This is a genomic window from Demequina litorisediminis (assembly GCF_030161615.1).
Lineage (GTDB): Bacteria > Actinomycetota > Actinomycetes > Actinomycetales > Demequinaceae > Demequina > Demequina litorisediminis.
This window is the reverse complement of sequence record NZ_BSUN01000001.1, coordinates 1,913,323-1,932,728: the sequence shown is the minus strand read 5'-3', so window position 1 is coordinate 1,932,728 and position 19,406 is coordinate 1,913,323. Positions and strand designations below refer to the sequence as shown.

The 19,406-nt window shown below is 69.9% G+C and carries 18 protein-coding genes, 1 tRNA gene and 9 pseudogenes; 11 read left to right on the top strand and 17 right to left on the bottom strand.

Annotated elements, in window-relative coordinates:
• The first annotated feature begins 102 nt into the window (after positions 1-102).
• Positions 103-358, top strand: a pseudogene (locus QQK48_RS11940) (WhiB family transcriptional regulator).
• Between the two features lie 101 nt (positions 359-459).
• Here the strand turns inward: QQK48_RS11940 and QQK48_RS20015 are convergent.
• From QQK48_RS20015 to QQK48_RS20005, 3 genes are read right to left on the bottom strand one after another with little or no spacing between them, the layout of a single operon-like run.
• Positions 460-672 carry an ATP-binding protein gene (locus QQK48_RS20015; RefSeq protein ID WP_348523600.1) on the bottom strand — a complete coding sequence of 71 codons (213 nt, stop codon included), beginning with the start codon at positions 670-672 and terminating at the stop codon, positions 460-462.
• A 1-nt stretch (position 673) separates the two neighbouring features.
• Complete coding sequence (locus QQK48_RS20010; RefSeq protein ID WP_348523599.1) at positions 674-997, bottom strand: histidine kinase dimerization/phosphoacceptor domain -containing protein; 324 nt, start codon at positions 995-997, stop codon at positions 674-676.
• Between the two features lie 34 nt (positions 998-1,031).
• Positions 1,032-1,907: a histidine kinase N-terminal domain-containing protein gene (locus QQK48_RS20005; RefSeq protein WP_348523598.1), complete on the bottom strand. Its 876-nt coding sequence runs from the start codon at positions 1,905-1,907 to the stop codon at positions 1,032-1,034.
• Between the two features lie 61 nt (positions 1,908-1,968).
• Here QQK48_RS20005 and QQK48_RS11930 point away from each other — a divergent pair, with 61 nt between their 5' ends.
• Complete coding sequence (locus QQK48_RS11930; protein WP_284328595.1) at positions 1,969-2,718, top strand: DUF2505 family protein; 750 nt, start codon at positions 1,969-1,971, stop codon at positions 2,716-2,718.
• A gap of 114 nt (positions 2,719-2,832) precedes the next feature.
• Positions 2,833-3,186: a CrcB family protein gene (locus QQK48_RS11925; protein ID WP_284328594.1), complete on the top strand. Its 354-nt coding sequence runs from the start codon at positions 2,833-2,835 to the stop codon at positions 3,184-3,186.
• On the opposite strand, the gene QQK48_RS11920 is transcribed toward QQK48_RS11925, so the two are convergent.
• Both QQK48_RS11920 and QQK48_RS11915 read right to left on the bottom strand, forming a co-directional pair.
• The gene (locus QQK48_RS11920; protein WP_284328593.1) at positions 3,176-4,477 is read right to left on the bottom strand and encodes an amino acid permease; all 1,302 of its coding nucleotides are present in this window, start codon (positions 4,475-4,477) and stop codon (positions 3,176-3,178) included. The genes QQK48_RS11925 and QQK48_RS11920 overlap by 11 nt on opposite strands.
• 144 nt (positions 4,478-4,621) lie before the next feature.
• Positions 4,622-4,696 (bottom strand) — tRNA-Met (locus tag QQK48_RS11915).
• 250 nt (positions 4,697-4,946) lie between these two features.
• On the opposite strand from QQK48_RS11915, the gene QQK48_RS11910 reads away from it, so the two are divergent.
• Positions 4,947-5,252, top strand: coding sequence for a hypothetical protein (locus QQK48_RS11910; protein WP_284328592.1), 306 nt, complete (start codon positions 4,947-4,949; stop codon positions 5,250-5,252).
• Between the two features lie 143 nt (positions 5,253-5,395).
• Here QQK48_RS11910 and QQK48_RS21900 read toward each other — a convergent pair.
• The 6 genes and pseudogenes from QQK48_RS21900 to QQK48_RS11885 all read right to left on the bottom strand — a co-directional run.
• A pseudogene (locus QQK48_RS21900) lies at positions 5,396-6,019 on the bottom strand (UPF0182 family protein); the annotation flags it as partial.
• A 115-nt stretch (positions 6,020-6,134) separates the two neighbouring features.
• A pseudogene (locus tag QQK48_RS11905) lies at positions 6,135-7,115 on the bottom strand (UPF0182 family protein); the annotation flags it as partial.
• On the bottom strand, positions 7,084-7,578 hold the full coding sequence (locus tag QQK48_RS11900; RefSeq protein WP_284328590.1) for a UPF0182 family protein: 495 nt from the start codon (positions 7,576-7,578) through the stop codon (positions 7,084-7,086). The gene QQK48_RS11900 and the pseudogene QQK48_RS11905, both read right to left, overlap by 32 nt.
• 19 nt (positions 7,579-7,597) lie before the next feature.
• A pseudogene (locus tag QQK48_RS11895) lies at positions 7,598-7,786 on the bottom strand (hypothetical protein); the annotation flags it as partial.
• Positions 7,787-7,832: 46 nt separating this feature from the next.
• The gene (locus QQK48_RS11890) at positions 7,833-8,033 is read right to left on the bottom strand and encodes a hypothetical protein (RefSeq protein WP_284329388.1); all 201 of its coding nucleotides are present in this window, start codon (positions 8,031-8,033) and stop codon (positions 7,833-7,835) included.
• Complete coding sequence (locus tag QQK48_RS11885; RefSeq protein WP_284328589.1) at positions 8,024-8,938, bottom strand: PDZ domain-containing protein; 915 nt, start codon at positions 8,936-8,938, stop codon at positions 8,024-8,026. Before QQK48_RS11885 ends, QQK48_RS11890 begins: the two co-directional genes overlap by 10 nt.
• Before the next feature lie 132 nt (positions 8,939-9,070).
• On the opposite strand from QQK48_RS11885, the pseudogene QQK48_RS11880 reads away from it, so the two are divergent.
• From QQK48_RS11880 to QQK48_RS11870, 4 genes and pseudogenes are all read left to right on the top strand, one after another.
• Positions 9,071-9,910: pseudogene (locus QQK48_RS11880) on the top strand (zinc-dependent metalloprotease); the annotation flags it as partial.
• A gap of 10 nt (positions 9,911-9,920) precedes the next feature.
• Positions 9,921-10,268, top strand: a pseudogene (locus QQK48_RS11875) (zinc-dependent metalloprotease); the annotation flags it as partial.
• 339 nt (positions 10,269-10,607) lie between these two features.
• Positions 10,608-11,135 carry a DUF5679 domain-containing protein gene (locus QQK48_RS21895; protein ID WP_431308424.1) on the top strand — a complete coding sequence of 176 codons (528 nt, stop codon included), beginning with the start codon at positions 10,608-10,610 and terminating at the stop codon, positions 11,133-11,135.
• Between the two features lie 2 nt (positions 11,136-11,137).
• Positions 11,138-11,749, top strand: coding sequence for a hypothetical protein (locus tag QQK48_RS11870; protein ID WP_284328588.1), 612 nt, complete (start codon positions 11,138-11,140; stop codon positions 11,747-11,749).
• Positions 11,750-11,774: 25 nt separating this feature from the next.
• Here QQK48_RS11870 and QQK48_RS11865 read toward each other — a convergent pair.
• Both QQK48_RS11865 and nudC read right to left on the bottom strand, forming a co-directional pair.
• Positions 11,775-13,784 (bottom strand): annotated as a pseudogene (locus tag QQK48_RS11865) (ATP-dependent helicase).
• On the bottom strand, positions 13,768-14,661 hold the full coding sequence (gene nudC / locus QQK48_RS11860) for an NAD(+) diphosphatase (protein WP_284328587.1): 894 nt from the start codon (positions 14,659-14,661) through the stop codon (positions 13,768-13,770). Before nudC ends, QQK48_RS11865 begins: the two are co-directional and overlap by 17 nt.
• A gap of 96 nt (positions 14,662-14,757) precedes the next feature.
• Here nudC and QQK48_RS11855 point away from each other — a divergent pair, with 96 nt between their 5' ends.
• Entirely contained in the window at positions 14,758-15,126 is a 369-nt protein-coding gene (locus QQK48_RS11855; protein ID WP_284328586.1) for a protein kinase family protein, read from the top strand.
• 130 nt (positions 15,127-15,256) lie between these two features.
• Positions 15,257-15,715, top strand: a complete 459-nt coding sequence (locus QQK48_RS11850) for a phosphotransferase (protein ID WP_284328585.1) — start codon at positions 15,257-15,259, stop codon at positions 15,713-15,715.
• A gap of 81 nt (positions 15,716-15,796) precedes the next feature.
• Here QQK48_RS11850 and QQK48_RS11845 read toward each other — a convergent pair whose 3' ends face one another.
• Positions 15,797-17,560, bottom strand: a complete 1,764-nt coding sequence (locus QQK48_RS11845; RefSeq protein ID WP_284328584.1) for a 3'-5' exonuclease — start codon at positions 17,558-17,560, stop codon at positions 15,797-15,799.
• A 4-nt stretch (positions 17,561-17,564) separates the two neighbouring features.
• On the opposite strand from QQK48_RS11845, the gene QQK48_RS11840 reads away from it, so the two are divergent.
• Entirely contained in the window at positions 17,565-17,744 is a 180-nt protein-coding gene (locus QQK48_RS11840; protein WP_284329472.1) for a hypothetical protein, read from the top strand.
• 301 nt (positions 17,745-18,045) lie between these two features.
• Here the strand turns inward: QQK48_RS11840 and QQK48_RS11835 are convergent.
• The 3 genes and pseudogenes from QQK48_RS11835 to QQK48_RS21890 all read right to left on the bottom strand — a co-directional run.
• Positions 18,046-18,276, bottom strand: a pseudogene (locus QQK48_RS11835) (UvrD-helicase domain-containing protein); the annotation flags it as partial.
• A gap of 268 nt (positions 18,277-18,544) precedes the next feature.
• Positions 18,545-18,940 (bottom strand): annotated as a pseudogene (locus QQK48_RS20000) (UvrD-helicase domain-containing protein); the annotation flags it as partial.
• An 80-nt stretch (positions 18,941-19,020) separates the two neighbouring features.
• A complete protein-coding gene (locus QQK48_RS21890; protein WP_431308423.1) occupies positions 19,021-19,404 on the bottom strand; it encodes a PD-(D/E)XK nuclease family protein in 384 nt (127 codons plus the stop codon).
• Positions 19,405-19,406 lie beyond the last annotated feature (2 nt).

The following is a 19,406-nucleotide window of genomic DNA, read 5'->3' as shown; positions in this document are numbered from 1 at the left end:
AACAATGAGAACCTTGTGGGAGTGACATTTCGCGATGGCAGCGGCATGACCCCCTTCACCCCCACTGGGCTTCGCCGCGCCTCCAAACCCTAGGAGGTCCTCATGGACTGGCGTGACCGCGCTGCCTGTCTTGACGTCGACGACCCGGAGCCTGTTCTTCCCGGTCGGTAACACCGGCCCCGCCCTCGTACAGATCGAGAAGGCGAAGGCTGTCTGCACCACGTGCGAGGTGCGTGACACGTGCCTGCAGTGGGCCATGGAGCACAACCAGGACTCTGGCGTCTGGGGCGGCCTCTCCGAGGATGAGCGCCGCTCGCTGAAGCGCCGCGCCGCTCGCGCTCGCCGCGCGTCGAAGTAATCCGTCCGGCCGCCCTTGCGGCCGAAGCATGAGGGGCGGGGCACCGTGTGGTGCCCCGCCCCTCATGCTGTCGCGCACCAGCGGGTCAGGCGACTGCGGCGCTAGTCCCCCACCTGCGCGCGCACATCCACCTCGGAGCCCGTCTCGGTCCGACGCCACACGATGGCACCGCCCAGTTCGTTCTCCACGAGCGTGCGCACAATCTGCGACCCGAGACCGGAGGGCTCGGTGCTGAGACCCACGCCGTCATCGGCAATCACCACGTGAAGGTGCGCCTCGTCGTCGCGGCGCGCGGTCACGGTGATCGTGCCCAACTCACGCCCTTCGAAGCCGTGCTCGACGGCGTTCGTGACCAGGCTCGGTCATCACGAGCGCCAGCGACGACGCGTACTGCGCCGGGATCAAACCGAAGTCGCCCTCGCGCAGCAGCTTGACCTGCACCCCTGACGAGGCCACATCGGCCGCCATGCGCATCGACCGTGCGGCGAGGTCGTCGAAGTTCACCAACTCGTCGAGCGTGCCCGAAAGCGTCTCGTGCACTAACGCGATGGTCGAGACGCGACGCATCGCCTCGGCGAGAGCCTCCTTCGCCTCGGGCGCCTCGACGCGCCTGGACTGCAGGCGCAACAGCGCGGCCACCGTCTGGAGGTTGTTCTTGACGCGGTGGTGGATCTCACGAATCGTCGCGTCCTTCGTGATGGCTCACGCTCGCGCCTACGAAGGCTCCGAGACGTCGCGGCACAGCAGCACGGCGCCGATGCGCTCGCCGTGCTCGGTCACGGGGATGGCCCGCATGGACAGCGTCGCACCGTTGGCCTCGATGTCGGCGCGCCAGGGCGCGCGCCCCATCACCACCATCGCGAGCGTCTCGTCGATGTGTCCCTTGTCGGTAATGAGGCTCACTCGTGACGCGCGGAAGTGACCGATTCATGAGCGAGCCGGTCACGCCAAGGCGGTGGAAGCACGACAGCGCATTGGGGCTGGCGTACGTGACGTGTCCCGCGGCGTCGAGGCGCACCACGCCGTCTCCCACGCGGGGCGCGCCGCGGCGCGAACCCGTGACCGACATCTGCGTGGGGAACTCTCCGCGGGTGATCATGTGCAGGAGGTCGTCGGCGGCCCCCTTGTAGTTCAGTTCCAGGCGGCTCGATGACCGTGACACCGCCTGCGAAACCTCACGCGTCAGCACCGCGATGCGGCGCCCGTCCATGACGATGGGAAGCGCGTCCTCACGGACCGCATAGGTCTCATCCCATCGGGGCTCACGCGAGGCGGTGATGCCGCCTTCGTCGAGGGCGCGCTGCAGGTGCGCCACGCGCCCTGGCGCCGCCATCGTGCCCACCACATCGTCCTGATGGACCGTGGGACCCGTCGAGGGCCGACACTGCGCAATGGCCACGAACCCGTCGTCAACCGCGTGCCACATGACGAGGTCAGCGAACGAAAGGTCGGCGATGATCTGCCAGTCAGCGGTGAGCAGCGCAAGCCACTCCGCCTCCGCGTCAGTGAGCGGGGCATACTTTTCGGCAGTCTCTCTCAGGGTGGCCACGCCCCTAGCCTAAGCGGCGCGCGGGTGCGCGGTAGCCTGGTGCCACCGTCGAAGGGCAGCCATGCAGATCACCCATACGCACCGTTTCCACGCGAGCGTCGAGGACGTCATGTCCATGCTCGCCGACGAGTCGTTCGCTCATGTGCGAGGTGCGACCGGCGACGCCGAAGACGGTGATGCCGTGGTCAGTGGCACCGCCGATGGCCCGTTCCACGTGTCGATCAGGCGCACCATGCCGTCGACCACCATCCCGCAAGAGTTCCGCTCGTTCGTGGGGTCGTCGCTGACGGTGAAGTACACCGAGGCCTGGCAGGGTCCGGCCGAGGACGGGAGGCACGCCACCTTCTCCGTCGAGATCATGGGTGCGCCCGGCCACGCCTCAGGCCGCCTGTCCGTCACTCCCGACGGCGACGGCAGCGTGTTCCAGGTGGACGGCACCGTGAGTGTCAAGGTGCCCTTGTTCGGCGCCATGATCGCCCAAGCGGTGTCGAAGGCGGTCTTGCGCGGCCTCGAGGCGGAGGCTCGCGGAGGCCGACGCCTGGCTCGCCGCCCACTAACGATGCGCTCCCCTGCGCTGCTCGTACTCCTGGGCGGCATGCTCGGTGGCGCGCTGCGCATCGGGATCGACGTGGCGTTCCCACCGACGTCCCACGGAGTGCCCTGGGACCTGTTGCTCATCAACGTGGCGGGTTCCGCGATGCTCGGCTGGCTTGACGGTCGGATCGAGGTGCGCGGCGCCGTGTGGTGGCAGCCGCTCGTGGGCACGGGGATGCTGGGGGCTTCACCACCTTCTCGTCGATCGCGGCACTGACCTGGACTGCCGATGCGGACTCCTCCTCGCGCTCTCCGTCCTTGCCGTCACACTCGTGGTGACCGTCATCGTCGCCGTCGCCGCACGCAGAGCGGCCATCGCGGCGGCCCGCGCATGAGCGCCTGGGCCTACGCCGCGGCGATCCTTGCATGCGGCATCGGCGCCTTGGGGCGCCACCTGCTCGCCCGCTCGCTACCCGTCACCGGCCTGGCGTGGCACACCATCGTCGCCAACACGCTCGCCGCGGCCGTCGTGGGTGCCGCCGCGGGAGTGGCCGATGCGCATCCCGCCATGCTCCTGGTGCTCGGCTCCGGCATCGGCGGCGGCCTGTCGACGTTCTCGACGCTCGCGGTGGACGCCGCGCGCATGTGGGAGGCGTCCGAGCGCCGGCGGGCGACGCTCTACCTCGCCCTCACGGGCACGCTCGGGATACTCGCGGCCTGGTGCGGCTGGCTCCTCACTTCGTAGCGCCGCGACGACGCACCACGGCGGCCGCCACGGGCCAGCCGACCACCACGACCATGACGAGTGCCGCAGCCCACCACCCGTCGGAGGCCTGCGCCAGCGCCACGACGGCAAGCGTGAGCGAGGCCACGAGGCCCAGCAGCGGCAACAGCCACGGCAGTGTCATGCCGGCCGTGCGTCCCGCACGCGACTGCCGCGCGGCGGCGAGGTTGGCGACCGCGTAGTACGTGAGGATGGTCGCGGCAGAGACCAACACCAGGCTCGTACCGCTGGTCCACACCAGGGCGACGGCGCCGAGCGCGATCGCCGCCTCCGCCCTCCAGGGCGCCCCGCTGGACCCCTGCCGTGCGAGGCCGCGAGGGAGATCCCCTTCCCGGGCCATCGCCATCGCGGTGCGCCCGGCACCCGCCATGACGGCGAGCATCGCGCCGCCCACACTGAGCGCTGCCACCACGGTCACCAGCCACACCGGGACTCCGCCAAGGCGCGCCAACTGCGCGATGGGAGCGAGGGCTGCGTCGTGCTTCACCACCTCGCCGTCGGCGCCAGCGGTGGGCGTGAGCCGCTCTGGACCCAGACGCACCAGAGCCGCGGCGACGCCGACATACAGCACGACCACCACCGCGAGCGCGCCGAGGATGGCGCGGACAATGGTGCGCGAGGGGTCCCGCACCTCTTCGCCAAGCGTCGCGATACGCGCGTAGCCCGCGAAGGCAAAGAAGCACGCTGCCACGGCGACAAGGAAGGCTGTCCCTGCAGACGAATCGGCCGCCTGGACAGGCACCGCCGGACCCAGGGCACTCGGGTCACCCCGCCATGACAGGGCGACAATGACGGCCAGCGCCGTGACGACGATGAGCGCGATCAGCGTGGCCCCCGCGCCGTGCGCGTCACCCCCCGCGCATTGAGGGCCCAGGCCGCCACGATCCCCGCCGTCCCGATGCCCTGCGCGTGCCCTGGCAGGACGTAGGCGCCCAACACCGTCGCGCCGACCGCCACCGAGACGGTCTTGCCCACCACGAACGCCGCGCCGGCGAGATGCCCGGCGAATTGCCCGAGCTCCGCACGCCCGTAGGCGTACGCACCTCCCGCGACCGGGTAGCGGGCGGCAAGCCTGCGCCGTGGACAAGGCGTTGAGGAGAGCGACGAGTCCCGCGCACACCACGGCGGCGATGGCCCACCGGCCCACGGCGAGGACGTCGACCCACATGTCGGAGAACACGCCCGCGCCCAGCATCGAGCCGACGCCAATGCCGGTGGCAGACAGAGGGCCGATGCGGCGAGAGTCGGTCACGAGCGCGACGCTAGCGGCCGCGGGGAGACCGCGCCAGTGAACGGCCGGTAACGCCGGGCGCCACTGACACGCGACACGGTGAGGCACCACGAAGCCGGGATACGACGAAGGCCCGGACCAAATGGTCCGGGCCTTCGTATCTCGTAGCGGGGACAGGATTTGAACCTGCGACCTCCGGGTTATGAGCCCGGCGAGCCTACCGAACTGCTCCACCCCGCGTCGGCCTGATAACTCTACCCGACGCGGGGACAGGAACCAAATCGCCCCTGGCGTTACCCTTCGAGCCTCGCTCACACGGTTGTCGGCGGACACCGCGGCGTCGAGGGCCTCGGCGAGGCGATCCTGGGCTTCGCCGTAGGCGGCGAAGTCGCCGTCCGCGAGCGCGGCCTGGCCCTCTTCGAGCGCCGTCTGGGCGTCGGCGAGAGCGGCATCGAGGTCGGCCTGAGCCGTCGCGAGGTCGCGGTCGTCCGTGCCACTAGTGGGCGTCGTCTCGGGCGACGTCGTCTCCGTGGGCTCGGTGGTCTCGGAAGACGACGGCTCCGGCGTCGGCGTGGCCGAGGTGCCGCCGTCGACCGGGGTCTCGACATCGCCCTCGTCGGTGACCTCACCGTCGTCCGTGATGGTCTCGGTGTCCTCGACCTCGGGAGCAGCACCGGCGCCGAACACGTCGTCGAGCGCCTCCTGGAGGGTGTCGGCGAAGCCGATCTCCTCGCCGAACGACACGAACACCTTCTCCAGCAGTGGCACGCGGGTTCCCTCGGACGACTGCACATAGACGGGCTGAACGTAGAGCAATCCGCCGCCCACGGGCAGGGTCAAGAGGTTGCCGTTGACCACGTCGGAGTCACCCTGGCGCAGCAGGTTCAGCGTGGTCTGCGCATCGGAGTCCGCGTTGAAGTTGTTCTGCACCTGGCCGGGGCCGGGAATGGTCGTGTTGCGCGGCAGGCTCGAGAAGCCTGAGCCTGTCCGTAACTCTCCGCGACCTCGCCGTCCGCGCTCCCCGTCTCGGAATCCACCGCGAGGTAGCCCGTGAGGATGTTGCGGTCGGTCTCTCCACCGGGGATGTACGAGCCTGTACAGCGAGAACGAGGGCTCGTCCTGGCCCGGCATTTGCAGGGTCAGGTAGTACGGCGGCTGCGTGGTGGTCTCGCCCACGGTCGGGTCATCGGGAAGCGTCCAGGTGTCCTGACCGGAATAGAACGATGCCGCGTCGGTGACGTGGTAGCGCTGCAGCCTGGTAGCGCTGGACCTCGAAGAGGCTCCTCGGGGTAGCGCAGGTGACTCATCAGGCTCGCCGGAGATCTCCGACATCGGCTGAATGTTGGTGGGGTAGACGTTCTCCCACGTCTGCAGCAGCGGGTCCTCGGTATCCCACGCGTAGAGCGTCACCGTGCCGTCGTAGGCGTCCACGGTCGCCTTGACCGAGTTGCGCATGTAGTTCAGCGTGGTCGGCAGCGGCGAGTCCTCGGATCCGGCGAACAGCGCGGTCGACTGCAGCGAGGCCGCGTAGGGGTACTTGTCGGTCGTCGTGTAGCCGTCCACCACCCACACCACGCGACCGTCCACGACCGCGGGGTACGTGGTCGAGTCGAGCCTCGAGGTAGGGCGCCACGCGTCCCACACGGTCGAGCGGGTCACGGTGGTAGAGGATCTGCGACTCGCTCGTCACGCGGTCCGAGAACATGATCTGCTCTTCGCCGAACTTGATGGCGTACATGAGCCTTCTCGAACAGGTTGCTGATCGACGGTCCGCCGTCGCCCGTGTAGGTCGTGTTGACCTGGCCCGTCTCGCCCTCGTCCGTGGGGTAGTCGCCTCCCACGACGTGGTGCCCTCCGGCGCGCCGACCACCGAGTAGTCCGGCAGGGTCGTGCCGAAGTAGATGCGGGGCTCGTAGTTACCGAGCTCACCCACGGACGGGATCCCGCCCTGGAAGAACGCGGGCTGGCCGTCGGACGTGGTGCGGTTGCCGTAGGCGGCGACCACTCCGAAGCCGTGGGTGTAGACCGTGTGGTCGTTGACCCACGTGCGGTTCTCAGCACCCAGGCCCTCGAGGTCGAGCTCGCGCACCGCGATCACGGTGTCGCTCAGTTCGCCGTCGACCTCGTAGCGGTCCACCGCGAGCCTTCTCGGGGAAGTTGTAGTACTGCTTGTTCTGCTGCGTTGCTGGAAGGCAGGGGACACGATGTTCGGGTCGAGCAGGCGAATCTGTGCGGTGGTCTCCGCATCGGCACGCAGCGCCTCCGCCGAGGCCTCGGTGGTGGCGTCGTACGACGTCGTCTCGATGTCTTCGAGCCCATAGGCCGCCAAGGTGGCGTCGATGTTGCGCTGGATGTACTCCGACTCGTAGTCCTGCGCGTTCGGGTCCACCTGGAAGTTCTGCACAATGGCCGGGTAGACGCCGCCGATGACCAGCGCCGAAAGCACCATCATCGCGACACCCACGGTGGGGATACGCCAGTCTCCGCGCCAAATGACGGCGAGGAACAGCAGCCCCACCACGATGGCGATACCGAACAGAATCCCCTTGGCAGGCTGGATCGCGTTGATGTCGGTGTAGGACGCGCCGTAGTAGTTCCCCGACGCGTTGTTGAGCAGCGCGTAGCGGTCAAGCCAGTAGTTCGCGGCGATGCCGAACATGACGAGCATGCCCGAGACGGCGAGCCTGGATGCGTGCGCCACCCGAGGCGACGAACTCGCGACCGCCGCCGGAGATGCCTCCGTACAGCAGGTGCACGAACGCGGCGAGCAGGGTGCACAGGATGGTGATCACGAGCCAGAAGCCCACGATCGCCTGCAGCACGGGCAGCGTGAAGACGAAGAACGATAGGTCGAGCCCGTATTCGGGGTCAACCTCTCCGAACGACGTGTGGTTCAGCCAGGCGAGGACGTCCTGCCACCTCGCGGCCATGGCAAAGCCCGCGATGACGCCGACGAACAGCGGCAGCGCGACCATGATGCCGCGCTCCACGGGCTCGATCTGCTCGCGGTACTGGTCGAAGGCGCCTCGGCGACCCCCGGCTGCGGGGCGCACACGCTTCGCGATCCACAACGTGAAGAACACGGCCGCGGCGGCGACGATGCCGAAGACGGCGAACACCACCAGCCTTCGCGATCCACTGGGTCCAGAACACGCCGGTGTAGCCGACCTGCTGATACCAGGCGACTTCGGTCCACACGTTGGCGGCGATCACCGTCAACACCACCAGGATCGCGATGGCGATGCCGGCGATCAGGAGCGGAGAACGGCGCTTGGGCGGGACCGGCGCCGCAGGTCGCTGCGGGCGGTCAGGTCTGTCGTCGAACGTCACGGAAAGTGTCCTTGGTCGTCAGCGGAAGCGATGGGGTCCAGCGTAATCAGGAGGCCTCGCAGGTGGCCAGCCCGGAGGTGTCCCCCGCGCCGATCGCCTGGATGGCCGTGTAGCCGTCGTCGAGGTCGTCGACGGCAAAGACGGACAAGCCGTCCGGAATGTTCCCAACGACCTCGTCGCAGTTCTCGACGGGTGCCAGGAAGTAGGTCGCGCCCGCATCGCGGGCACCGTGAAGCTTCATGCGGATGCCGCCGATGGGCTCGACATCGCCATCGGCGCTGATGGCGCCGGTGCCCGCGACGTGGGCGTCACGCAGGCTCGTCGGCCTCGGTGAGCCTGGTCCATGATCGACAACGCAAACATGAGGCCAGCGGACGGACCACCCACCTGCTCGACGTTCACCGTCACGTCGATGGGCATGTCGAATTCGGGCTGCACGTAGATGCCCATGACCGCGCCACCACTGCCATCGTCGAGCGTCGCAAACGTCTCATCGAAAGTCTCGTCGCCACGGGTCACAGTCACCGTCACGTCATCGCCGGCGTCGAGCGTGCCCAGCACGTCGAACACGTCGGTGTAGGAGTCGATCAGAGTGCCGTTCATCGCCGTGATGACGTCGTCTTCCTCGAGGAGGCCCTGAGCGTTCGACTCGTCGGTGAACTCCGCGACCGTGATGGTGGCGGGGACCTCCTGGCCCAGCGCCCCCAGCGCCGCGACGGTGGCCGACTGCTGAGACGTGATCCACTGCTCCTGCGACTGCTGCTCGACGGCGTCGCGCTCATCGGGATCGCCCAGCACTGCCTCCTCGGGCTGCACATAGCGGGCGTCGGAGACCCAGCCGCGCAGCACCTGCCCGAGCGTGAACCACCCGCTGGAGGCACTCCCCACTGACACGGTGGTCAGGCGCAACTCTCCCGAGGCGGGATACGTGGGAGCGCCGGAGATCTCGACCACGGGCGTGCCGTCCTCATCCTCGCCGAGGGTGTTGAACGTGGGGCCCGGTGACCCGACGGCGAACTGGGCGGGAAGGACCGACAGCAGCGCCAGGATGAGTGCCGCGCCGAGGCCGGTGATGGCGAGCACCAGGTCCTTGCGGGCGGTGGGCTCGACGACATCTTCGACGGGGGCGAAGGGGTCCGGCTCGTTCGTCACCGCTCCATCATTGCTCATAGCGAACGACCAGCCCAACTCGCGCCTGCCCGCGTTACCGTTGACCCGACGCCCGCGAACCGCGCGGGCGGCACGACCCCGGGAGCCCGCGTGACCGACGACAACACCCCCTGGATGCGCCTCCTGCGAGAGCTTTTCGGCGACGACGCCGAGGCCGCCCTCGCAGAACTTGAGCGCATGGGGATGGACCCGAGTGCTCTCGCGCAGGCCTCGGGCATGCTCGGCAACCCGGCGATGATGGATCACGTCCTCGGCCAGATCCGTTCGCTCATCACGCAGTCGCAGGGCGAGGACGTCAACTGGACCCTCGCGCACGACGTCGCCCGCGGGGTTGCCGCGCAAAGCGGCGACCCGTCCGTCACCGCGGCCGTCGCGCAACAGCATCGGGCCGCCGTGTCGCGTGCGGAACTGTGGCTCGATGCCGCCACCGACTTCGATCCCGCCGTCCTGGAGCCGCGCGTGATGAGCCGCGCGGAATGGGTCGAGGCGACGCTGCCGACGTGGCGCGTGATCGCGGGACCGGTCGCGGTGAGCGTCTCCCAGGCACTGAGCCAGATCCTGAAGGGCGAGGACGGGTCCGGATCCGCCATGGAGGCCATGGGCCTCGGCGGCGAGGAGGCTGGCGCTCTGGTGCAGTCCGTGAGCCCCACCGTATGTGGAATGCACATGGGCCAGGCAGCGGGCCAGATGTCCCGCGAGACCTTCGGCGTCACCGACCTTGGCTTCCCGCTGCTGGCGGAGCCCCGCGTGACGCTCGTGCCCAGCGTGATCCGCGAGTTCTCGGCGGGGCTCGACATCCCCGACGACGAGGTCCTCACGTTCCTCGCACTGCGTGAGGCCGCGCACGTGCGGCTATTCGCCGCCACGCCATGGCTCACGGGCCACGTGCACAACCTCATCGAGCGCTACGCCGCCGGCATCCGCATCGATCTCGAGGCGTTGGATAGCGCCGTGTCCGAGATCGGTGTCACCGATCCCGCAAAGCCTGCAGGCAGCGCTGACCGAGGGAATCTTCAACCCGCGCCACTCGGAGGAGCAGGAGGAGACGCTCGCGTCGATCGAGACCCTGCTCGCCCTCATCGAGGGTTGGGTCGACGAGGTGACGCTCCGCGCGGCTGCACCGCACCTCGGGTCCATCGGCGCGCTGAGCGAGATGCTGCGACGTCGTCGCGCCGCAGGCGGTCCCGCCGAGGACGCCTTCAAGACACTTCTCGGCCTCGAGTTGCGGCCCCGACGCATGCGCGAGGCCGCGGCGCTGTGGCGCGAGGTGACCGCGCGTGCGGGCACCGAATCCCGCGACGCGGTGTGGGCCCACCCCGACATGCTGCCTACCAGTAGCGACCTCGACGACCGCGCCGCTTGGGTGACGCGGTGGGTCGATGGCGGCGGCGAGGCCGATGACGTGGATCGCGCGCTCGAGGAGCCTGCTCCGGGGCGCGGCGCAGGGCGAATCCGGCGACGGGTCGGGCGACGCGTCCGGCGACGACGAGGACGGTGCCGCCACCCCCCAGGTGTGATTCAGCGCGACACGGGGCGGGGCGCTTGTGCTGCAAATGCACCGTCCCCGTCTACGCTGGGTCCTGATCGGCCCGCTGGGCCACCAGACTGCAGGGCGTTCACGCGTCATGCGACGAAGAGAAGGAGAAGGCACATGGCCGACAAGTACCAGGGCGAGTTCTACTGCGTGAAGTGCAAGGACAAGCGCACCACCGAGGGTGACGTTGTTGTCTCGGAGAACGGCCGCCGTATGGCGAAGGCTGTCTGCCCCGAGTGCGGCACCAAGCCTGAACCGCATTCTCGGCAAGGCGTAATCGCCTTACCGCGAACTACGCGTCACGGCGGGTCGCCCCTTCAGGGGCGGCCCGCCGTCGTCGTTTCCGCGCGTCGATCACGGGCTGTGGATAACGCGCTGCGCGCGGCCCAGGATGCAAGTCTCGGTCCATGCGACTTCGACCCTCGGTACCGGTGCTGGTGCGATCCGACGGCAGCCTGCAGATCGGGCTGGCTTCGCCACTGGTGCTTCGTGACCTCGACCCTCAGCAGGTCGCGTTTGTCCAGTCCCTCGAATCGGGTGTGCCCCCATCCCCCGCTGACGTCAGCAGGCACGCGCTCATCTGGCAGCGCCTCGCGGAGCACGGTGCGCTTGTCGCAGACGCGGCGCCGCCCGCCGTCAGGGTGAGGGTGCACGATCCGGGTCCGCTCGGCGCCGCCATCGTGGCGGCGATCATTCGCCTGGGCGGCAGCGCGGGATTCGCCTGCGATGAGCCCGGCGAGAGAGCCGGAGCCTCGCTGACGCGCGCGCTCGGGCAGTTGCAGCGCATCGCGCCACGCGCCGTCGCGCTCGGCTCCCACGCCGCGACGGACCTCGACGTGCTCATCGGGGTCGGCGTCACTCCGCCGGTCGCCCACCGGCTCATGGCGTGCGACCGCACGCATCTGGTGGTCACCACCGACGATGCGGGGCTCACCGTCGGCCCCCTGGTGGTGCCGGGTGAGGGCGCCTGTGGCACCTGCGCCGACCTCGCCAAGGTCGATGCCGATCCCGATCACGCCTGGCTCGCCGCCCAGTGCTCGACGCGGGCTCCGCTGATGGCCGATGCTCCCCTCGCCGTCGCGGCGATGCTCGCCGCACACGCGTGCGTCACCTCCGGGGTGCCCGCTGGCATGGCGTGGCGGGTGCCTCTCGTCGGCGAAATCACCAGGGCCGATGTGACCGCGCACCCCGCCTGCGGATGCGGCGCCGCGGGTCCTGTCGGCGATGTCGAGGCGGCCGAGCGAGCCCGCTGGCCATGACGGTGCGGGCACGCTCGGGTGTCGCTCAGGTCTCGGCGACCACGTCCAGCACTTGCTGGCCGTACGCCTCGAGTTTGGAGGCGCCCACTCCGCGCACCTGCGCGAGCTCCCCCTCGTGCCCGGCCGGCGCTGAGCGATCTCGACGAGTGTCGAATCGACGAAGACCGTGAAGGCAGGCTTGGCGTCGCGCTGAGCAATCGCCAGGCGCCAGGCCTTGAGCGCCTCGTAGAGGCGCAACTGGTCGGCATCGAGATCCCGCAGCGAGTCGGTCGTGGTGGCACGGCGCGGACGCGGCCGGGTCGCATCGGGCCACCATCGGTCCAGGAAGCGCGTGCGCTTGCGAGTGGCACGACCGCCCTCCTTGCGCGCGCGAGCGAGGCGAGGTGGAGGTGCTCGCGCGCACGGGTGATCCCCACGTAGAGCAGGCGGCGTTCCTCCTCTACGGCTTCGGGCGTCTCCGCCATCTTGACCGGCAGGAGGCCCTCCGAGCAGCCGATGATGAAGACCGCATCCCACTCGAGGCCCTTGGCCGCGTGCATGGTGGTCAGCGTCACGCCGTCGACGGCGGGCGCGTGCTGTGCCTGGGCCCTCTCCACCATGTGCTCGACGAACTCGCGCATGGTGGCACCTCCCCCGGCATCTTCGTCGACGTCGTCGGCGAGCCTGGACAAGCGATTGGAGAGAATCCCAGCGTTCGCGGACCGCGCCTCGCGCGGCGGGAGGCTCCTCGGTCCAGCCCGCGTCCGCGAGCGCCGAGCGCACCTGCGACCCGAGCGGCTCGTCGGACGGCGCGACTGCGGCCCCGCGCAGCAGCACCATGGCCTTGCGTACCTCTTCGCGGTCGAAGAAGCGCTGGCCGCCCCGCACCAGGTACCCGATGCCGCGCGAACTCAGCGCCTCCTCGATTGCCTCCGATTGAGTGTTCATCCGGTACAGGACGGCAATCTCGGACGCCGACGTCCCCGCGGCGACAAGCCGCGAGATGCGCTCCGCCACCCCCGCGGCCTCCGCCGCGTCGTCCTCATAGGTGAGATACGCCGGATCTGGGCCCGACGGGCGCTGTGACACGAGCTCGACACCCATGCCCGCCGCGCCACGCTGGGCCATGAGGCCGTTGGCTAGGTTGACCACCTGAGGCGTCGAGCGGTAGTCACGCACCAGGCGCACCACGGTCGCGTTCGGATGGGTGCGGGTGAAGCCGAGCAGGTGCTGAGGGCTGGCGCCCGCGAAGGAATAGATGGTCTGCGCCGGGTCGCCCACCACGCACAGTTCGTTGCGGTCCCCCATCCACTGCTCCAGCAGGAACTGCTGCAGCGGGGAGACGTCCTGGTACTCGTCGACGACGAAGTGCCGGTACTGGCGGCGAATCTGCTCACCGACCTCGCCATGGCGGCCGATGATGTCCGCCAGCAGCAACAGGATGTCCTCGAAGTCGAGGACCACCGACTCCGTCTTTGCCTCCTCGTACGCGCGCATGACGTCAACGACCTGGCGGCGCTCGACACCTGCGGGCGCCGGCCGTCCGGCATCGGCCGCGACCCTGACGTAGTCATCGGGCGAGACGAGCGACACCTTGGCCCACTCGATCTCGCTCGCGAGATCGCGCACCGTCAGGCGGTCGGGCTGTAGCCCCGCCACGCGCGCGGCCCTGCCCACGAGGGGCGCCTTGTGCTCCACCAGTCCCGGGATCTGACCGCCGACGACCTGGGGCCAGAAGTACCTGGTGGCGCAGCGCCGCGGCGTGGAACGTACGGGCCTGCACACCGGGGGCGCCCAGTGCGCGTAGACGCTGACGCATCTCGCCCGCGGCTCGCGCCGTGAACGTTACGGCGAGCACCGACTGAGGGTTGTAGGCATTGACCCGCACGCCGTACGCGATGCGGTGAGTGATGGCCCTGGTCTTGCCCGTACCCGCACCTGCGAGCACGCAGACGGGCCCGTGCAGCGCCGTGGCGACCTGGCGCTGCTCGGGGTCGAGGGCTTCGAGGATCTGATCTGCTGACATCGCGGACATCGTGTCAGGCGGCGCCGACATCGGCCGCTGCGCCCTGGCGCCACTGCTCTAGCAGACTGCGCGCGATCGACCCTGCTGGCGGCAGCACCATGCGCCCGGCCTCGGTCGCCGCGTCCAACTCCGCGCGCGTCACCCACAGCGCGTCGGTGATCTCCACGCCATCGGGGCTCAGCGCCAGCGACACCGCCGTGGCACGGAACCCCACCATCACTGAGGCCGGAAAGGGCCACGGCTGGGACCCGACGTACTCGATGTCCGCGACCGCAAGACCCACCTCCTCCGCCACCTCTCGGTGGACGGCTTGCTCAAAGCTCTCGCCCGGCTCGACGTAGCCCGCGAGGTGCGAGTAGCGGCCCGCGGAGAAGGTCGACGCGTGCGCCACGAGGAGGCGGTCGTCGGCATCTGTGACGGCCACGATGATCGCGGGATCGGTGCGCGGATAGTGGTCGCGCTCCTCCGCCTCGCACCGTCGCACCCACCCTCCGCTGGTCGGCACCGTCGGCTCGCCGCAGTGGGCGCAGCGAGGGTGGTTGCCGTGCCAGCGCGCTAGCGCCACGGCGGTGGTGGCAAGTTCGCGGTCGAGTGCGCCATCGTGACGCGCGTCGAGGGTGGCAAGCAGCGGTCGAAGGGCGACGAGTTCGGCGCCGGCCGCGAGGACGTCCGCGACTCCCTGTGCACCGTCCTCGGGCACGACGAGGGCGAGGTCCTGACCCTGTGCCTGCCCGAGGAACGCCACGAGCGCCGCCTGCGGGTGGGAGCCTGGCGCGAGCCTCACCACCTGGCCGTCGCGCACCAGCACCGCGCCGTCGACGACCACCACCGCGTGGGCCGCGGCGAGGTCGACGGAATCACGGCACTCGGCCGCACGGTCGACAAGCAACGGGGCATCAAGAAACACGGGCGCACTCACTCGCCCCACGCTACGGCACCGGTGAACGCCCGATGACGGCGTGGAGCGTGGCGGCGTGGGGCCTGGTTGCTCTAGCGTGAGGGCGTGCCTCGTTCTCCTCTCGCGCTGGCAGCGCTCGCATCGGCAGCCGTTCCCGGCCTCGATGTCTACGACGTGCTGCGCAGCCCCCACTCGGACGCCGACTTCGACGTCGTGGTGGTCAAGGACTCGACCGGCACCCGGTGGATCGTTCGCGCACCGCGCCGCGCCGCCGCCGGCGCTGCCCTCGAGGCCGAGCGGTCACTCCTGAAGGCTCTGGGCCGCGCGCATGACACCGGCCTCCTCTCCTTTGACGTCCCGCGCCCCCGCGGCGCGGCACAGATGGAGCCCGCAGGCGACGGCAGGGCGATCGTCTACAGCGAGGTTCCCGGCGCCCCCTGGTGCTGTCTCGCCTTGAGCCCGGCCCCGGCCTGACCGCGGCGCTCGGCCGCGCGCTGGGCGAGATCCATGAGCCTGCCCCCGTCGCTCGTCGAAGACGAGGGCCTTCCCGCCTACGACGCCGAGGAGTATCGCCAGCGGCGCCTCTCGGAGCCTGGACAGCGGCATGCAGACCGGCAAGGTGCCCCCTCGCCTCGCGGACCGCTGGGAGCAGCAACTCGAGAACGTCGCGTGGTGGCGCTTCGAGCCCACCGTGGTGCACGGCGACCTCGGCGAGCACCAGGTCATGGTGGCCGGTGACAGCGTGCGCGGAGTGGTCGACTGGATGGACGCACGGGTGGCGGATCCGGCCGATGACCTCGCGTGGCTCGTCGCCGCCGCACCGGACGACATCCTGGAATCCATCCTCGAGGCCTACCGCATGCGCCGCCGCGAGATGCGCGACCCGCACCTCATCGACCGCGCCCGCCTCTCGTCGGAGATGGCCCTGCTGCGCTGGTTGATGTACGGCGTCCGGACCGACAACGCCGATGTGGTCTCTGATGGCGAGGGCATGCTTGCCGACCTCGAGACCATGTTGTTCGACGACCAGGGCGACGGCTACCGCAGTCGCCAGCGGCGCTGACGCGGCTGCTACGCGGTCGTGTCGCCGCGTAGTAGCGAGACGATCTCCGCGCGTCCCAGCAGTCGCTCCGGCCAGACGGTCTCATCCGCAGCCACGTAGTAGAAGGCCGCGTCGACGTCCTCCAACGCCAGTCCCTTCCACTCCGCCCAGGCGAGGCGATAGACGGCGAGCCTGCACCTCGCGCGCGGCGCGTTCTGCTTCGTCGCGCGGGGGCCTGCCGGACTTCCAGTCGACCACCGTGACGCGTTCGAGCCCGTGGCCTGCGGGGAAGACCGCGTCGATGCGCGAGCGAAGGGTGATGCCGTCGACGGGCGGCTCGACGCGCACCTCGATGTCAGACGGCGTCCTGCGCGCCCACGGCGAGGCTTCGAAGGTGGCGCGCAGCGCCGCGACCTCGCCGTCCTCGACGGCGTCCTCGGGGAGCAGGTCTTCCGCGCCGAGCAGCGTGGGGTGCCCGAAGTGAGACTCGATCCAGCCGTGCAGTGCGGTGCCTCGGGCCGAGGCGAGGGTGGGCTCCTGGGGTAGCGGCCTGCGGAGGTGGTCGGCGAAGCCCGCGCGGTCGCGGTGCATCCACACCAACTGCGAGGTGGTCAGGTGCCCGGGAAGTGCGACCGTGCCGCGGCCGTCCGAGCGGGACGCCCTCTCTGCGAGCATGGCTTCGATGTCTCGGCCCCACGGCAGCGTGGACCACGGTGGCGGCTCGGCCGCAACGGCGGGCATCGCCGCCACCACGTCCGCGGCGAAGGCTCGGCGACGGCTCTGCTCCGGGGTCGCGGGGCGAGGCCAAACTCCGGTGGCGGGAGGCGCGACGGGTCGATTGTCGTCGGCTGCGGGGGGCGGCGCCCAGCCGGCGTCGTTGACGATGCCTGCGTCCAGGAGGTCCCGCAGGAACAAAGACGGGGCGGAGGGCGAGACGGACGTGGTCCACCACGAGCCGGTGAGAAGGACGTGGGAGCGCGCCCTGGTCACGGCGACGTAGAACAGTCGGCGTTCCTCGTCGATGCTGTGTTCGCCCGCCTCCGCCTTGAAGGCCGCGATGGCTTCCTTGAGAGTGTCCCTGTCGGCGACGTCGCCGAGGTCCCATGCGGGGAGGTCGTCGCGGTCGAGGCGCAGCGGATACGGGAGCGCGCCCGCCTCCGACAGCCATGCGCTGTCGTTGACAAGGATGCGGCGCTCGCCGTCGATGTGAGAGACCTTGGGCACAGACCCCGAGGGGAACTGGCTCTTGGCGCCGCTCCCCGTGCCGTGGGTCATGCCGGGAATGGCGACGATGTCCCATTCGAGGCCCTTGGCGCTGTGGGCGGTGAGGATCTGCACCGCGCCGGGTTCGGGTTCCTTGACCGGCGCGCTGAGCCCCCGTTCCTCGCGGCGGGCGGCCTCGAGCCACGTCAGGAACGCTCCGAGGGTGGCGCGCTCCGCACCAGCCGCGAAGGAGCGTGCGGCGTCCAGGAAGGCGTCCACGTTCCTGGCGGCCCGGCCATCCGGCCGCGCTACCTCCGCCTCGATGTCGAGCCCCCAGGCTCGTTCGGCGAACACGATGAGTTCCGTCAGCGACAGGTAGGTGTGCTCGCGAATTGCCCTGATGACGGCACGAAGATCACCGAGCCGCGCGTGCGCGGCCGCGGACAACACTCGGCCCGCATGAGACTCCCAGCCCGGTGCGGGCAGCGTGTCGATCCCGTCCACGATCGTGGGGGCGTGTTCGCGCGGATCCCTGCGGTCGCGGTCGCGATCGCTCCAGTCCTTGAGTGCCATGAGGTCTGCGGGTCCGAGCGCGAGCCGCTCGCCGGCCAGGAGTCGCATGAGGGAGTCGCCGCGTGAGGGGTCGTGAGCGACCTGGAGCAAGGCGATGAGCCTCCGCCACCTCGGGGGTATCCACCAGGCCCCCGAGACCCACGACCTCGAAGTCGATGCCGGCGCGGGTGAACGCCTCGACGAGCGGGCCGAACTGCACGCGCCGTCGGCACAGGACCGCCGCAGAGGGGATGTTTCCGCGCCGAGCGAGCCTCGCTGCGGCGAGCGACGATGAAGGCTGCGATGGCATCGGCCTCCGCCGCGAGGTCCATCGCCATGTGTGCGGCGACGCCGGGAGCGGCACGACGCGGTTCGTCACGGCCCAGGTACTGACCGGTGGACCGCAGGGGCTCCACACGCACCGAGGGATGAAGAGGAAGCGCCTTCGCGACGGAGTTCGCGGCGGCGAGGATCGAGGCCTCGTTACGCCACGAGACGGACAACGTGCGGCTCACCACCGCATCGTCCCCACCGAACTCGGCGACAAAAGAGGACAGCGCACTCGCCGAGGCACCCCTGAAGCCGTAGATGGCCTGGTTCGGGTCACCGACCGCCATGACGGGGTGGCCCGGGCCGAACATGCGTGCAAACAGCCGCAGTTGCGCGGGCGAGGTGTCCTGAAACTCGTCGAGCAGCACCACACGGAACCGGCTGCGTTCGATGGCCTGGACGGGTGCGAGGTCGGCGAGGGCGACGCCGTATGCCACCTGGTCGGAGAAGTCCAGCAAGGACCCGTCGCGCTTGCGGCGCAGGAATTCTTGCGCCATGGGCGCAAGGTCGATGAGCGTCGCGAGTTGCTTGAGCCTGCTTCGCCTCTTCGGTGGGGTTGCCGTTCGCGTTCACCAGCGCGGTGCCGCCTCTAGCCCCGGGGAGGCCTTGAAGACTCGTCAGGGTTCGCTCGGCCCAGTCACGCACGGCGGCCGGGTCAGTGAGATGCTCGCGGGTCTGCGCGGCGAACCGACTCACGGCGCCCGTGAGCGTACTCACTGCCGCCCCCGAGGCGACGGGGCTCTCCCAGTGAGTGACGATGTCGTCTGCGATCTGCCACAGCGCCGCGTCCGTGACGGTGGCGGCGTCGGGGTCGACGCCGAGCCGGAGGCCGTGTTCGGCGACCAGCGAGGCCGCGTAGCCGTTATACGTCGCCACGCTGACGGGAGGGCGAGCGGGGTCCTCGCCGAAGACGGCGGCGATGCGGGCCCCGGCGCGCTCGGCGATCTCGGCGGCGGCCTTGCGGGTGAACGTGAGGCACAGGATTTCGTCGGGGCTGAGCGCGCGACCAAAGAGGTCGTGCGCGTGGTCGAGGAGGTAGACCATGCGCATCGACAGGGTTTCGGTCTTTCCGGACCCCGCTCCGGCGACGATGAGCGTTGGCTCAAGCCCCGCGCCGATGATCTGTGCCTGCTCGGGGGTGGGAGTCGTGTCCGGGTCGATGAGCGCGGACAGGCTCCGCCACCGACCGCGCCTGGCCCGCGACGCGCCCCGTCTCCAGGTCCTCTGTCATCATGATTCGCTCACCTGGCGCCCCTCGGCTTGGACGGGGCAGGCGCGGCGCACGGGACAGTGCTCGCACATGTCGTTGGCGGTGGCCACGTAGGCGGATGATCGCATGGTGGACACCACGTCGCCGAGCCTGGCGCGCTGCTCCTCCACGTCGATGGGTACTGCTCGCGCACCGAGTGACCCTTGGTGGAGCCCCCGACGAACACGAGTGCGGCACCGTCGGCATGATCGACGCCGGTGAAGGCCGCGTGGGCGGCGGCCGCCTGGTACATCGCAAGCTGGGCATGCGTCGCGGGGTCTCCCGCGTAGGCCGCACTGCCGGTCTTGAGGTCGACGATGCGCGTAGGCTTCGCCCCGGTGTTCGACACGGTCGGCGCTGCCCGTGAGCAGCGCATCA